12 protein-coding genes and 1 pseudogene are annotated in these 15,471 nt (G+C 54.2%); 3 read left to right on the forward strand and 10 right to left on the reverse strand.

Annotated elements, in window-relative coordinates; genetic code table 11:
- Positions 1 to 2: 2 nt before the first annotated feature.
- The 3 genes and pseudogenes from ubiE to udp all read right to left on the reverse strand — a co-directional run bounded on the left by ubiE (position 3) and on the right by udp (position 3,174).
- Positions 3 to 758 (reverse strand): bifunctional demethylmenaquinone methyltransferase/2-methoxy-6-polyprenyl-1,4-benzoquinol methylase UbiE, encoded by a 756-nt coding sequence (gene ubiE / locus J4645_RS20810; protein ID WP_000229009.1) that lies wholly within the window; start codon positions 756 to 758, stop codon positions 3 to 5.
- Between the two features lie 95 nt (positions 759 to 853).
- A pseudogene (gene rmuC / locus J4645_RS20815) lies at positions 854 to 2,273 on the reverse strand (DNA recombination protein RmuC).
- 139 nt (positions 2,274 to 2,412) lie between these two features.
- Entirely contained in the window at positions 2,413 to 3,174 is a 762-nt protein-coding gene (gene udp / locus J4645_RS20820) for a uridine phosphorylase (protein ID WP_000045169.1), read from the reverse strand.
- A gap of 258 nt (positions 3,175 to 3,432) precedes the next feature.
- Between udp and J4645_RS20825 the strand changes: the two genes are divergently transcribed.
- Entirely contained in the window at positions 3,433 to 4,245 is an 813-nt protein-coding gene (locus tag J4645_RS20825; RefSeq protein ID WP_000213959.1) for a dienelactone hydrolase family protein, read from the forward strand.
- Positions 4,246 to 4,324: 79 nt separating this feature from the next.
- Here the strand turns inward: J4645_RS20825 and J4645_RS20830 are convergent, their stop codons facing one another.
- Together J4645_RS20830 and metE are read right to left on the reverse strand one after the other, a co-directional pair.
- A complete protein-coding gene (locus J4645_RS20830) occupies positions 4,325 to 5,668 on the reverse strand; it encodes an anaerobic sulfatase maturase (protein ID WP_072206341.1) in 1,344 nt (447 codons plus the stop codon).
- 334 nt (positions 5,669 to 6,002) lie between these two features.
- A complete protein-coding gene (gene metE, locus J4645_RS20835; protein ID WP_000154178.1) occupies positions 6,003 to 8,267 on the reverse strand; it encodes a 5-methyltetrahydropteroyltriglutamate--homocysteine S-methyltransferase in 2,265 nt (754 codons plus the stop codon).
- Positions 8,268 to 8,515: 248 nt separating this feature from the next.
- Between metE and metR the strand changes: the two genes are divergently transcribed.
- The gene (metR, locus tag J4645_RS20840; RefSeq protein WP_000569786.1) at positions 8,516 to 9,469 is read left to right on the forward strand and encodes an HTH-type transcriptional regulator MetR; all 954 of its coding nucleotides are present in this window, start codon (positions 8,516 to 8,518) and stop codon (positions 9,467 to 9,469) included.
- Here the strand turns inward: metR and J4645_RS20845 are convergent.
- The 3 genes from J4645_RS20845 to pldB form a co-directional block, all read right to left on the reverse strand.
- Positions 9,357 to 10,256, reverse strand: a complete 900-nt coding sequence (locus J4645_RS20845) for a carboxylate/amino acid/amine transporter (RefSeq protein WP_001196254.1) — start codon at positions 10,254 to 10,256, stop codon at positions 9,357 to 9,359. The two genes, metR and J4645_RS20845, sit on opposite strands and share 113 nt — an antisense overlap.
- An 80-nt stretch (positions 10,257 to 10,336) precedes the next feature.
- Positions 10,337 to 11,137, reverse strand: coding sequence for a sugar/pyridoxal phosphate phosphatase YigL (gene yigL / locus J4645_RS20850; RefSeq protein WP_000285338.1), 801 nt, complete (start codon positions 11,135 to 11,137; stop codon positions 10,337 to 10,339).
- 15 nt (positions 11,138 to 11,152) lie between these two features.
- Positions 11,153 to 12,169: a lysophospholipase L2 gene (gene pldB / locus J4645_RS20855; protein WP_000487685.1), complete on the reverse strand. Its 1,017-nt coding sequence runs from the start codon at positions 12,167 to 12,169 to the stop codon at positions 11,153 to 11,155.
- 110 nt (positions 12,170 to 12,279) lie between these two features.
- Here pldB and rhtB point away from each other — a divergent pair, with 110 nt between their 5' ends.
- The gene (gene rhtB, locus J4645_RS20860) at positions 12,280 to 12,900 is read left to right on the forward strand and encodes a homoserine/homoserine lactone efflux protein (RefSeq protein WP_000142520.1); all 621 of its coding nucleotides are present in this window, start codon (positions 12,280 to 12,282) and stop codon (positions 12,898 to 12,900) included.
- Between the two features lie 39 nt (positions 12,901 to 12,939).
- On the opposite strand, the gene rhtC is transcribed toward rhtB, so the two are convergent.
- Complete coding sequence (gene rhtC / locus J4645_RS20865) at positions 12,940 to 13,560, reverse strand: threonine export protein RhtC (protein WP_000928812.1); 621 nt, start codon at positions 13,558 to 13,560, stop codon at positions 12,940 to 12,942.
- A 63-nt stretch (positions 13,561 to 13,623) separates the two neighbouring features.
- On the reverse strand, positions 13,624 to 15,453 hold the full coding sequence (recQ, locus tag J4645_RS20870) for an ATP-dependent DNA helicase RecQ (protein WP_001533487.1): 1,830 nt from the start codon (positions 15,451 to 15,453) through the stop codon (positions 13,624 to 13,626).
- Between the last annotated feature and the right edge of the window lie 18 nt (positions 15,454 to 15,471).

Consider the following 15,471-nt stretch of genomic DNA (forward strand, 5'->3'; position numbering starts at 1 on the left):
TCCTAGAATTTATAACCACGGTGCAATGCCACAACGCCCGCCGTCAGATTGTAATAATCCACGCTCTCAAATCCGGCGTCCTGCATCATGGCTTTTAAGGTATCCTGATCGGGATGCATACGGATGGATTCCGCGAGATACCGATAGCTATCCGCATCGTTCGCGACCATCGAGCCAATACGCGGTAAAATATGGAAAGAATAGGCGTCATACGCTTTACTCAGCGGCTCAATGATAGGCTTGGAAAATTCAAGCACCAGTAAACGTCCTCCGGGTTTCAACACACGGAACATTGACCGCAGCGCTTTTTCTTTTTCCGTTACATTGCGCAAACCAAACGAAATGGTAATGCAATCAAACGTATTATCAGGGAAAGGCAGAGCTTCGGCATTCGCCTGCACATACTCTACGTTGCCGATCACGCCGATATTACGCAGCTTCTCACGCCCCATTTTGAGCATAGAATCATTAATATCCGCCAGGATAACTTTGCCAGTTTCCCCGACCATACGTGAAAATTTCGCGGTAAGATCGCCCGTACCGCCCGCTAAATCGAGAACGGTTTGTCCACGACGCACGCCACTGCAATCAATGGTGAAGCGCTTCCACAAACGATGAATGCCAAATGACATTAAATCATTCATCACATCGTATTTTGACGCCACAGAATGAAAAACGTGGGCCACCATGTCAGCTTTCTGCTCTTTAGCGACGGTCTGAAAGCCAAAGTGCGTCGTTTCTTGTGAATCTTCCACCATCTCAGTGCCTGCTTATCGATAAAAATGTTCAAGAAGTGTAACAGATTGGGCCAATTTGCCCTACTCTGCGCCAGGACTAAACTACTCCGTATGGGTTAACTTAACTGCTGCTTCACCCGTTCATCATTGGGATAATGTTCATCCTGCCGCCCTTCAGAAACGATATTCTTCATCTTGCGTAACGGCCTGTTCCGCTAAATCCGGATTAATCTCGCGTTTGATTTCCACGCCTAGCCCCCGGAAGGCCTCTGCCTGCGCCAAAACGTTGCCACGCCCCGACGCAAGTTTTTTCATCGCCTGGCGGTAGTTATCCTGCGCTTTATCCAGACTCTGACCGATCGCTGACATATCATCAACGAACAACCGCATTTTATCGTAGAGCTTACTGGCTCTGTCTGCGATGTGCTGCGCATTGCGGCTCTGGTGTTCATAGCGCCACAGGTTGGCGATTGTCCGTAACGCCACCAGCAGCGTCGTGGGGCTTACCAGCATAATGTTATTTTTTAGCGCCTCGGTTATCAGTTCGGGCTGTTTATCTAACGCCAGCAGGAAAGCGGGTTCTACGGGGATAAACATCAGAACATAGTCCAGCGAGCGGAGGCCGGGAAGCTGCTGGTAGTCTTTACGCCCCAGTAAGCGAATATGATTGCGCACCGAGGCGATGTGCTCTTGTAAAGCGGCCTCGCGCGTGTAGTCATCTTCAGCGTTAAAGTAACGCTCGTAGGCGACCAACGTCATTTTAGCGTCGATGACCACATCTTTGCCCTGCGGCAAGCGGACGATGACATCCGGCTGCATCCGCGAGCGCGCATCGTTCTCAATACTGACCTGGGTTTCGTATTCGTAGCCTTCACGCAGTCCGGATGCCTCCAGCACCCGCGCCAGCACAACTTCGCCCCAGTTTCCTTGCGCCTTATTGTCCCCTTTCAGGGCGCGCGTCAGGTTGATCGCTTCCTGCGCCATTTGCGCGTTAAGCTGCTGCAAATTACGAATTTCGTGCGCCAGCGTATGCCGCTCCTGCGCTTCTTTGCCAAAACTCTCCTGAACCTGGCGGCGAAAACCGTCCAGTTGCTCACGCAGCGGCGTTAGCAGGCTATTCAGGCTTTGTCGGTTTTGTTCGTCTACGCGACGATTACTGTGTTCAAAGATACGGTTCGCCAGATTTTCAAACTGCTCGCTTAAACGCTGTTCGCTGTTGATCATCTGACGGATTTTGTCTTCCGCGTGTTGTTGAGTCGCTTCCAGACGGGTCGTGACTTCACGCAGATCGGCTTCCAGAGAGGTATTGATACTGTGCAGGCTACGCAGTTCGTTATTAAGTAACTCGCATTCACTACGCCAGTGCGCTTCTTGCGCTAATTGCTGCCGGGCCGCGCTAAGTTCGATATCCAGCTCACGCCGTTCTTCGATAAGATCGGCGCGGATTTGATCGGCGTGCGCTTTCGTCGCCAGCCAGCCAATCACCGCCCCAGCCGCCAGCGCCACGACGGCGCTTATCATAAGAGTAATATCCACAACACCTCTCCTGGAACCACACTGTCCTGCACAAAATAGAATTGTGCTGTATAAACGTCCAGTTTAAAAGGAATTTCCTGCGAGGCGCCACGCAAAAAGAAAAGGCCGAACGCGTCGGCCTTTGCAAAAGAGAGGAGAATTACAGCAGACGACGGGCCGCTTCCACGACGATTTTCACCGCGTGGCTTTCAGTTTGTTTCATCGTTTCCGCATTCGGAATCTCTTGTTGGGTACGGTTAACGATAACGCCCGCCACCATACCTGCGCGTAAACCCTGGCTTGCGCACATGGTTAACAGCGTAGCGGATTCCATTTCGTAGTTCATCACGCCCATCGCCTGCCACTCTTCCATAGAACCTTTGAAGCGACGAACAACGCGGCCAGAATAGGTGTCGTAACGTTCCTGACCCGGATAGAAAGTGTCGGAAGAGGCGGTTACGCCAACGTGAGTCGTGGCGCCAATCGATTTCGCGGCTTCAACCAGCGCGGTGGTGCAGGCAAAGTCGGCAACCGCCGGGAATTCCATCGGCGCAAAATGCAGGCTCGCCCCATCCAGACGTACGGATGCGGTCGTTACCAGAACGTCGCCGACGTTGATGTGCGGCTGAATAGCCCCCGTGGTGCCGATACGCAAGAAGGTACGAATACCCAGTTGCGCCAGTTCTTCCACGGCAATAGAAGTAGACGGGCCGCCGATACCGGTAGAGCAAACGATAACTGCTTTGCCATCCAGCTCAGCGCGCCAGGAGGTGAATTCGCGGTGAGATGCCAGCTTAACCGGCTTATCCATCAGCGCGGCGATCTTTTCCACACGCTCAGGATCGCCAGGGACGATGGCGAGCTGGGCCCCTTGTAAATCGTTTTTGGTGAGGCCGAGATGAAAAACATCAGACTTGGACATATAAAACTCCTCTGTGAATCGGGTTTGTCAGAAGAAGCAAAAAGACACTTTACCTAAGGCATAAAGATATTTTCGTGACAGCCATCACTATGGTGTAAAACAATTGCACTCGTTTACCATTAAAAAGTGATGCACATCACAATAAATAATCAATATCGCCAGGCATTGCACAAAAGATAGCCGCTTTAAGGCAATGTGGTTTGTTACACACTGTCTATAGTTAAGATTGCGCTATTTTTTAAGGGTACGGAGAATACCATGACAACGACACATCCATCCGGCTTTGCACCTGCAGCCTCCCCACTTGCCCCTACGATGATTCATACGCCTGATGGGGCCATTAGCGCGGGGATAACGTCGATCCCCTCTCAGGGCGACGATATGCCCGCCTATTACGCCAGACCAAAAGCGAGCGACGGCGCATTGCCTGTGGTCATTGTGGTACAGGAAATTTTTGGCGTACATGAACACATTCGCGATATTTGCCGACGACTGGCGCTGGAAGGCTATCTCGCTATCGCGCCGGAACTCTATTTCCGCGAAGGCGACCCCAATGATTTCGCCGATATACCCACATTATTGAGCGGGCTGGTGGCTAAAGTACCCGATTCGCAAGTCCTTGCCGACCTGGATCACGTCGCCAGTTGGGCTTCGCGCAACGGCGGGGATGCGCATCGGCTGATGATCACCGGTTTTTGTTGGGGAGGCCGGATTACCTGGCTATACGCCGCGCACAACCCACAGTTAAAAGCAGCGGTAGCGTGGTACGGCAAGCTGGTGGGCGACACGTCACTCAATTCGCCGAAGCATCCCGTTGATATCGCCACCGATCTTAACGCGCCGGTGCTGGGTTTATACGGCGGGCAGGATACCAGTATTCCACAGGAGAGCGTGGAAACCATGCGTCAGGCGCTACGCGCCGCTAATGCGAAGGCGGAAATCGTGGTCTATCCCGATGCAGGGCACGCGTTTAATGCCGATTATCGTCCGGGATACCACGAAGCCTCGGCGAAAGACGGCTGGCAAAGAATGCTGGAATGGTTCGCTCAGTACGGCGGGAAAAAAGGCTAACCACAGCGCATTACGATGTTTGTTGGGCCTACGAGACCGGAGTCGGTATAGGCTCAACAAAGCGTCATCGCCACGTTAGCTATGCTTTACCACAGCATTTTTTATATTTTTTGCCGCTGCCGCAGGGACAGAGATGGTTACGACTGACGGCTCCTGTGTCTTTACGCGCGTCCTGCGCCAGCCAGCGCATGATCGATGCCATCGGATAGCCTTGCGCCAGCAGCTCCCGCCAGACATTCATATACGGCGTAACGTGCTGGAAAAAATGCTTATAGCCCGCACACAAGTAATTATGCGCAGGATGACCAGACGGCGAGACGGCAAAGCGATGCTTCGGACAGCCGCCATGACACGCAAAGCGGTAGTCACAGCGACGACAATCGGCGGTCAGGGTCTCCCGCTTGGCTTCGCCAAACGCAATAGCCCGCTCGCTATTATTTAAGGCTTTGATGCTGTGCTGGTGGATATTCCCCAGCAGATGCTCCGGGTAGACAAAGTGGTCGCAGTTGTAGAGAGCGCCGTTCGACTCCAACGCGAAGGCATGTCCACAAGTCTCGGAATGTACACACAGTACCGGCTGCTGCGCCGTCCAGGCGGCTAACGCCACGTCAAACATCTGCACATAGACGCGGTCTACGTCGCGACGAACCCAGATATCAAAGATCTGGTTGAGAAATTCGCCATATTGCCACGACGGTACCGTCCATGGCGCCAGCGTCGCCGCGCTTTCGCCGGGCATCACCAGATTAAGTACCGATGAGTTATCGGTGCTCATTCGCTCTACCAGCGGGATAAACTGAATAAAACGCGATCCCGCCGCCAGAAGAAATTCGTAGACGTCTGCTGCATGACCGACGTTATGTTTTCCCACGACGGTTAAGGTATTAAAGTCGACATGGTGCGCTTTAAGCCGCGCCATTGCTGCGACGACCTGTTCATGAGTTCCTTTTCCAGCGCGATTAAGCCGATAGTGGTTGTGTAACGACGCCGGGCCGTCGATAGAGAGACCGATGAGAAAATGCTGTTCAGCGAAAAAGCGCGCCCACTCGTCATTCACCAGGATGCCGTTCGTCTGCAACGCATGAGTGATTTTTCGCCCATCGCCGTACTTTTCACATAATGCGACAACCCGGCGGAAAAACGGTAGCCCCATCATGGTCGGTTCGCCGCCCTGCCAGGCAAAGTCAATGCGGTCACCACTCTGCGCGACAATATGCTGGCGTATAAACTGTTCCAGCGTCTCGTCCGACATTCGCCAGTTTTTATTGCGTTCCGGGTACAGCGCCTCTTTTTCAAGATAGAAGCAATATGTGCAATCAATATTGCAGATCGCGCCGCCGGGTTTGGCCATTACGTGACAACCTGCTACCGCCATGTCAGACATCTCCGTTAAAAAATAAGGTTCACCAGCGCCATGAGACAATGCGACGTTTATCGTCGCCAGGGAACATAACAGAATGGAAAACCTCGTTTTGTGCTATGAGAGCGCTGGGCGATCATGACAGGAAAAACGATCTGCGAGGCAATAAAATCCGCCGCGCTGCTTCCGGGGACGCTATCCGCCTGGTTGTCATTCATACGGAGAACCTTTTTATTATCAAGATCGCCAAATAGCCAGATCCTGAAAAAGACAGCGCGGAAAATAAGAAAAAGGGAAATGAGAAGAAAGAGGCGCTGTTAATCAGGTCAGACACGGGCGCTACCCGTCAAAAGGTAGCGCCGCATTGCTGTCGGATAAACGCAGCGGCCAGGATGGGTTATTTCGCCTGACGCAGATTGTGCGCCGCTTTGACCATGTTCGCTAACGCCGCGCGGGTTTCCGGCCAACCGCGAGTTTTCAGACCGCAGTCCGGATTCACCCACAGGCGTTGTGCCGGAATACGCTGTGCCGCCTTCTTCAGCAGGGCTTCAATCCACTCGACGCTCGGCACGTTCGGCGAGTGAATATCGTACACGCCCGGCCCGATTTCGTTCGGGTAGTCGAACGCTTCGAACGACTCCAGCAACTCCATATCCGAGCGGGAGGTCTCAATGGTGATCACATCCGCATCCAGCGCGGCGATCGAATCCATAATGTCGTTGAACTCGCAGTAACACATGTGGGTGTGGATCTGGGTTTCATCCTTCGCCACCGCCGCGTTGATGCGGAAGGCTTCCACACCCCATTCCAGATAGGCGTCCCAGTCGCTGCGACGCAGCGGTAGACCTTCGCGCAGCGCCGGTTCGTCGATCTGAATAATCCCAATCCCCGCCGCCTCCAGATCCGCGACTTCATCACGCAGCGCCAGCGCAATCTGTTTCGCAATCGTTTCGCGGGTCACGTCTTCGCGGGGGAATGACCAGCAAAGAATAGTCACCGGGCCAGTCAACATCCCTTTTACCGGCTTGTCGGTCAGCGACTGGGCATATTTCGCCCACTCCACGGTAATCGGTGCCGGACGGCTGATATCGCCAATCACTACCGGCGGTTTCACACAGCGGGAGCCATAGCTTTGCACCCAACCATTCTGGGTAAAGACGAAGCCGTCCAGATGCTCGCCGAAGTATTCCACCATGTCGTTTCGCTCGGCTTCGCCGTGTACCAGCACATCCAGCCCTAAACGCTCCTGCTCAATGATAGCCTGTTTGATATGTTCGGCGATGCCGGTGCGGTAGTGGTTCGCGTCGAGGTTGCCCTTTTTGAAGTCCAGACGCAGACCGCGAATTTCCGTGGTTTGCGGAAACGAACCGATAGTCGTCGTCGGCCAGGCGGGAAGTTTAAAGCGGGCGCGTTGCGCTTCAGCGCGCACCTCATACGGATTCTCACGCTGGCTGTCCTGCGCAGTGATCGCCGCCAGGCGTTTTTCTACCGCGGCATTATGTACGCGGCGGGAGTGACGACGAGCCTGAATCGGTGCGCTCCATTCCTCAAGCGCCGCCGTTTCGCCGCTGTTCAGCGCATCGCGCAGCAACGCCAGTTCACCGCATTTTTGCAGCGCAAAGGCAAACCAGCTTTTTACTTCCGTATCCAGACGCGTTTCAACGCTGAGATCGATCGGGCTGTGCAGTAAAGAGCAGGAGGATGCTACCCACAGCGCGCGTTTGCCCACAATGGCATTAATCTGCGCATATTTTTCGGTCAAATCGGCGCGCCAGACATTACGCCCGTTAATCAAGCCTGCAGAAAGCAGCCAGTCGACCGGCAGACGTTGATGCAGTTCCGCTACATCATCTTTGCCATGAATGAGGTCAACATGTAGCCCCTGTACCGGTAGCGCGATAATAGTGTCCAGGTTTGGCGTCACGCCTTCAAAATAGGTCGTCAGCAACAGCTTCACCTGGCCGGCGAGCGCGTCGTAAGCCGGTTTGAAGGCATCCAGCCACGCCTGCGGCAGTTCCAGCACCAGCGCTGGCTCATCAATTTGGACCCACTCAATACCACGCTTCGCCAGTTCAGCCAGCACGTGCTGATACACTGGCAAAATGTCTTTCAGCAACGTCAGGCGGTCAAACGGCTCGCCTTTCACTTTACCCAGCCACAGATACGTGACAGGCCCCAGCAGTACGGGTTTGATCTTATGCCCCAGCGCCAGCGCTTCGTCCACTTCCTCCAGCAACTGTGTCCAGGTGAGTCTGAACTGCTGGCCTTTGCTGAACTCCGGTACTATGTAGTGATAGTTAGTATTAAACCATTTGGTCATTTCCGCTGCCGCCGCCGGTTCGCCGGTTGGCGCGCGACCGCGGCCAATGCGGAACAGAGTGTCGATGTCCACGGAACCGTCGTTGTTCTGATGACGAGCCGGCACATTGCCTAACAGCAGGCTGGTGGTCAGAACATGGTCGTACCAGGCAAAGTCGCCTACCGGTAACAGGTCAATACCCGCTTGTTTCTGCTGCTCCCAGTGACGCGCGCGCAGTTCGCGCCCCACCGCCAGTAACGCTTCACGCGTTGAGTTCCCCGCCCAGTAGCTCTCTTGCGCTTTTTTCAACTCGCGACGCAGGCCAACGCGAGGAAAACCGAGGGTGTGAGTCAATATTGTCATTTTACTTCCTCTCTTATTTTATTGAATCTGAAAGTAAAACTCTAAATAGTTCGGCTTGCAGGAAGGCGGCGACACAGCGCATCCCCAGGAGCTTACTGAAGTAAGTGACTGGGGTAAGCAAGGAAGCCAACGCATCTGCAAGTCGAAATATGACGAGTTTTAGACGTCTGGATGTTTACACATCCATAATGTAAAGGTACTGTATATTCCTCAAGCGCAATTTGTTCATGGCGAAGTGAAGGACTTTCATGATCGAAATTAAACATCTGAAAACACTCCAGGCATTGCGGAATAGTGGATCGCTGGCTGCCGCGGCGGCGGTGCTGCACCAGACCCAATCCGCTCTGTCTCATCAGTTCAGCGATCTGGAACAACGCCTTGGCTTCCGCCTGTTCGTGCGTAAAAGCCAGCCGCTGCGCTTTACGCCGCAGGGGGAAGTTCTGCTGCAACTGGCAAACCAGGTGCTGCCGCAAATCAGCCGTGCGCTGCAGGCGTGCAACGAACCGCAGCAAACTCGTCTGCGCATCGCTATTGAATGTCATAGCTGTATTCAGTGGCTGACCCCGGCGCTGGAAAACTTCCGTGCAAGCTGGCCGCAGGTAGAAATGGATTTCACATCCGGCGTCACTTTTGATCCGCAACCGGCCTTGCAACAAGGCGAGCTGGATTTGGTGATGACGTCGGATATTTTGCCGCGCAGCGGGCTGCATTATTCGCCGATGTTTGATTTTGAAGTCCGACTGGTGCTGGCGCCCGACCATCCGCTGGCCAGCAAAACGCAGATTACGCCGGAAGATTTAGCCAGCGAAACGCTGTTGATTTACCCGGTACAGCGCAGCCGACTGGATGTCTGGCGACATTTCCTGCAACCGGCGGGTATCAGTCCGCTGCTGAAAAGCGTGGATAATACGCTACTGCTGATTCAGATGGTGGCGGCCAGAATGGGTATTGCCGCCCTGCCGCACTGGGTGGTGGAAAGCGTTGAGCGCCAGGGTCTGGTGGTGACCAAAACCCTGGGCGATGGTCTGTGGAGCCGCCTGTATGCCGCCGTGCGCGACGGCGACCAGCGTCAGGCGGTGACCGAGGCGTTTATTCGCTCGACGCGGGATCACGCCTGCGATCATCTGCCGTTTGTGCGGAGCGCGGAGCGACCCATTTTCGATGCACCCACAGCGAAGCCAGGATCACAGCCGCGCCTGTAATAAAGCTTGGCCAGTGGGGCTGCTGATGCCAGATGGCAAGATTAACCAGCAGTCCTGCGGGAACATGCATATTATTCATGATACCCAGCGTCCCGGCGTCTACCTGGGTAGCGCCATAGTTCCACATAAAGTAGCCAATGCCGGACGCCACCACGCCGAGAAACACCAGAATGCTCCATTGCAGCGTGGTTTCCGGCAGCTTTTGCGCGTTCCCCAACAGCGACCACGCCACCGCCGCCACCAAAAACGCCCCCAGATAGAACCACGCAAAGGCGTTGTGCTGCGGCATGGGACGGGTCTCCATCAGACGTTTATACCCCACCATTCCGATAGCGAAACTGATATTAGAAAGCTGCACCAGGAGCAAACCGACCCAAAAATGGTCGGTCACGCGATCGTAGCGAATAATCCCGGCGCCAATCACCGCCAGCAACGCGCTAAATGCATAGCCCCAGCGCAAACGACGCTGACTCATCACATCGTAAATCAGCGTGATATAGAGCGGCGTCAGAACGGTAAACAGCAACAGTTCGGATACGGTCAGGTAGAGGTAAGCATGGAAGCTCAACATATACATGATGCCAAGCTGCATCGCCCCCACCAGCATATACAGGCTGATGGTTTTTAGGTTGTGCCCGCGAGAACGCAAAAACGGCAGAAAAACGAGCGCCGCCAGCCCAACGCGTATCAGCACCGCGAAATAGCTATCGACATGCCCGGCAAGATACTCGCCAAATAGACTAAAGGAGAAAGCCCACAGGATAGTGGTAATGATGAGTAGCGCCACAATGGATGTCTCTTAAAACAGGGAACACCCATTGTAGCGGAGAGTGAAGTTGACAACTGGTCAACTAACAAACAATCACATCAACGTAAGAAAAGATCGCGCAGGTAATGCGGCACGGCGTTATCCGCGTTGATGCCGATCACCTCAAGTTCGGGATACAGGTCTTTCAGACGCTGGTGCGCATTGCCCATGATGCAGCCTTTGCCCGCCATCGTGAGCATTTCAGCGTCGTTCATTCCGTCGCCAAAGGCGATACACTCTTTCAGGCTGTACCCCATCGCCTGAGCGACCGCTTCCAGCGCATGACCTTTCGACACTCCGCCCGCCATCACTTCCAGACAGGTTAGCGTAGAGAAGCTCACGTTTACCCGATCGCCCCAGCGCGCGTTAATCGCCTGCTCCAGCGGCAACAACTTTTCATGAGTGTCGCTGGTGAAAAACACTTTGCTGACGCCCTCCGGCTCCAGCAGCGCAGGCTCAAACAGCGAATAGTTAAATACCGCCTCTTTGAAAAAACGCATTTCATCGGGGCGATGACGATTCATAAACCATTCGTCGTCGCGATAAACGTTAGTCACGATGTCCGGGTTCGCATTCACCACCCCGAACAGGTCGCTGGCAATGTCGCTGTCCAGATTATGCGTAAAAACCAAATTCCCGTCGGTATCGTGCACTCGCGCGCCGTTGGAGGTGATCATGTAAGACTTGATTTCAAGATTATCGCGGATTTGCCCTACATCGACATGATGACGACCAGTGGCAAAGACAAAATGGATGCCGCGTGCGGTCAACAGCTTCAGAGTCTCTTTGGCATAAGGGGACAACGTATGGTCGGGGGAGAGCAGCGTGCCATCTAAATCAGACGCAACAACCTGATACATAATAAAATTTAACCTCTAAGCAAAGCGATTTCCGCTGGATAAATTAGGCTTGTTGAAAAATTCAACAATGGCGTTAAGCGCAACTGAGCGCATGGCGTCCTTTTCAAAAAGGATCTCATGGTACGCGCCTTTGATAACCAGCGGTTTTCCCCCTTCACAAGGGTATCCCGCCGCGGCGCGAATTTCACAAAAACGATCGTGGGTGCGGTTATCCACTACCCGCTCTTCTTCCGCCTGAATCAGTAGCGTAGGCGTCGTGTCATCGCTCGCCCCAGCCAGAACCTGCTCACCCGCCAGAATGCCTTCGCGTACCCAATGCCAGGTGGGGCCGCCAACGCGCAGCTGCGGCTCGTCGGCATAAAATCGTAAGTTGCGCTGATAACGCTGGCGGCTGTGGGTCAGCGCATTCATCCCAAACGGCAACGCCCGCCACTGACCGGTACCAATAGCGTAATCTTCACGGATACGCTGGTGCCCTTCGGCCCAGTCGAGAATATGGCGCACCATAAAGGAAGGCAAGCGTATCACAATACCAAACATCGGCGCGGTGAGCGCAATAGCGTCGCACCGCACACGATGGCGTTGCAGGAACAGAGTGGCTATCGCGCCCCCCATTGAGTGCGCCAGGATATAACGCTTACGCCACGGCCCCGGCTCAATTTCCTGCTGCCAGAACGCCGCTAAGTCCTCAACATAATCGTTAAAATGATCGACATGACCCCGATGCGGGTCCGATAACATCCGCCCGGAGCGCCCTTGACCACGGTGGTCGATGATGAAGATATCAAAACCGAGATGAAAAAGGTCATACGCCAGTTCAGCGTATTTTACATAACTCTCAATGCGGCCAGGACAAATGACGATCGTCCGATCGTTGGAATCATTTCGAAAACGGACAAAGCGCACCGGAATGTTACCCACGCCGATAAACTCCGCCTCTTCCCGCTGACGCCAGAAATCGGTCAGCGGCCCCATAGCAAAAGCGGCAAACGCATTTTCTCTTGTTTCCCAGTCATTTTGCTGCTGAAACATCGGGTTTTCGGCCTCGTTTACCAGGTAAAATCGTTTTTTGCGTCGTGCCTGACACAACACAGCGGCAGTAGCGTATTGTGGCACAAAAACAGACAACCAGGGAGTTTCGCATGACCTTTGAATGGTGGTTCGCCTATCTACTGACCTCAACCCTGCTGAGTCTTTCTCCGGGTTCAGGCGCCATCAATACCATGACGACGTCTATCAACCATGGATATCGTGGCGCAGCGGCTTCTATCGCCGGACTCCAGACCGGGCTGGGGATACATATCGTACTGGTGGGCGTCGGACTGGGTACGCTCTTTTCGCGCTCGCTCATCGCTTTTGAAATTCTGAAATGGGCTGGCGCGGCTTATCTTATCTGGCTGGGTATCCAGCAATGGCGCGCCGCAGGCGCTATCGATCTGCATACCCTCGCCCAGACGCAATCGCGGGGTCGACTGTTCAAACGGGCGATATTTGTCAATCTAACCAATCCCAAAAGCATTGTCTTTCTTGCCGCCCTGTTTCCGCAATTCATCATGCCGCAGCAACCGCAACTGGCGCAGTACCTCATTCTCGGCGTCACCACGATTGTGGTGGATATGATTGTGATGACCGGTTACGCCACGCTGGCGCAGCGCATTGCCGCCTGGATTAAAGGACCAAAGCAGATGAAGGCGCTGAATAAAGCGTTTGGCTCGTTGTTTATGCTGGTAGGCGCGCTCCTGGCGTCGGCAAGACACGCGTGATAGTCGTGCCGGATGATGTTTATCCGGCCCGGAAGTAAATTAGCGCGAAATAATCAGGTGAATACCAAAGCCCGCAAACAGAGCGCCGGCAAAGCCATCAATCCATTTCGCCAGACGCTGATAGCCGCGGCGCATTTTCGGCAGCGCGAACAGGCTGGCGACTACGGTAAACCAGGCCAGCGTTTCCAGGGTAATTAACGCGAAAATACCCCAGCGCGCCGCAGCGCCGACGTTATCGCCGACAAACAGTGAAAAAACGGAACCAAAATAGATAATCGCTTTCGGATTCGACAGATTGGTCAACAGCCCTTTGAGAAAGCTGCGCCCGCTCTGCGCCAGTTCAATATGCGGAGAAGACGCCGCCGCATCCTGTTTTTTCAGCGCGCCGTGCAGCATCTGATAGCCCATCCAGCACAGGTACAGGCCGCCGCCTACCATAATGATCGTATGCAGCCAGGCCATTTTTTCGATGATGAGATGCAGGCCAAGCAGCGCCACGCCCGCCCATACCATCACGCCGCAGGTAATACCCAGTACGCCCATCATCGCTTCTTTACGCGAACGGCTGACGGCAGTTTGAGACACGAAGAAAAAGTCGGGGCCGGGGCTCATTAGCGCAACGATGTGCACCATTGCCACGGTGAAAAATAGCATCAACATAAAAATGGCTCGCGGGGAAATAGTTCAGTGAGTCACCATCCTGGCACTTTTTTGCCGGGCTGACTACTCTTCGTCATCACCATCGACATGCGCGCGGATGAGCGCCATGAATTCTTTCCCGAAGCGCTCCAGTTTGCGCATCCCAACCCCGTTAACGCTTAACATCTCGCTGGCGGAAACTGGCATCTGTTCCGCCATTTCTATCAGCGTGGCGTCGTTAAAGACCACATACGGCGGGATATTCTCTTCATCAGCGATAGCTTTACGCAGCTTGCGCAACTTAGCGAACAATTTGCGATCGTAATTACCGCCGAACGATTTCTGCATCACGCGGGGTTTGAGGGCGACGATGCGCGGCACCGCAAGCTTTAGCGGAACGTCTCCACGGAGCACCGGACGCGCGGCATCCGTCAACTGTAATGCGGAGTGCTGCGCAATATTTTGCATTACCAGCCCCAGATGAATGAGCTGGCGAATCACGCTCACCCAGTGCTCATGGCTCTTTTCGCGTCCCATGCCATAAACCTTGAGTTTGTCATGACCGAAATCGCGGATGCGTTGGTTATTCGCGCCGCGGATCACCTCGACAACGTAGCCCATGCCAAAACGCTGGTTAACCCGACCAATGGTAGAAAGCGCAATCTGGGCATCGTTTAAGCCATCATATTGTTTGGGCGGATCGAGACAGATATCGCAGTTGCCGCACGGTTCTTGTCGGCCTTCGCCAAAGTAATTAAGCAATACCAGGCGACGGCAGGTTTGCGCTTCGGCAAAAGCGCCCATCGCATTCAGTTTATGCCGTTCAATATCCTGAAGCTGTCCGGCTGGTTTCTCTTCCAGACAACGACGTAGCCAGGCCATGTCAGCCGGATCGTAAAATAGCATGGCTTCCGCAGGCAGTCCGTCGCGCCCGGCGCGGCCCGTTTCCTGATAGTAGGATTCAATATTGCGCGGGATATCGAAATGCACGACGAAACGTACGTTAGGTTTGTTTATGCCCATTCCAAAAGCGACGGTCGCCACCACGATTTGCAGATCGTCGCGCTGAAATTTTTCCTGCACATCGGCGCGAATAGCGTTTTCCAGCCCCGCATGATAGGCCGCCGCGCTAATGCCACGACTTTGCAAGCGCGCGGCGGTATCTTCCACTTTCGCCCGACTGTTGCAGTAGATGATACCCGATTTGCCGCGTTGCTCCTGAACATAGCGCATTAGCTGGTCGAGCGGCTTAAACTTCTCCATCAGCATGTAGCGGATATTCGGTCGGTCAAAGCTACTGATCTGGATTAACGGATCGTTAAGCCCAAGCAGACGAATAATATCCTGGCGCGTGGTGTCGTCGGCGGTGGCGGTCAATGCCATAAACGGCAAAGCGGGAAAACGCTGGCGAAGCTGACCGAGAGCCGCATATTCCGGACGGAAATCATGTCCCCATTGCGAGATACAGTGCGCTTCATCCACCGCCAGCAATACCGGATTCCAGTGCGCCAGATGATCAAGAAAGTTGTCCAGCATCAGGCGTTCCGGCGCAATATACAGCAGACGAATCTGTCCGGTACGGCACCCCGCCATCACCTCAAGCTGCTGCTCGCGGCTTTGAGTAGAGTTCAGACAGGCCGCCGCCACACCGTTCGCCAGTAGTTGATCGACCTGGTCTTTCATCAACGAGATCAGGGGCGAAACGACGACGGTCAATCCGTCCAGCAACAACGCGGGGATTTGATAGCACAGAGATTTGCCGCCGCCGGTGGGCATGACGACCAGACAGTCGCGACCGGAGAGCGCAGTATCAATAATCGCTTCCTGGCCCGGGCGAAACTGTTGGTAGCCAAAGGTTTCCTGCAAAACCTGTTTGGCCCCTGATTCCAGATTCAACACTTCCGCCTGCGCCACATTAACCCCGTTCACCAT

This window comes from Salmonella sp. 32082101201600294FB01SM01, assembly GCF_017572865.1.
Taxonomy (GTDB): domain Bacteria; phylum Pseudomonadota; class Gammaproteobacteria; order Enterobacterales; family Enterobacteriaceae; genus Salmonella; species Salmonella enterica.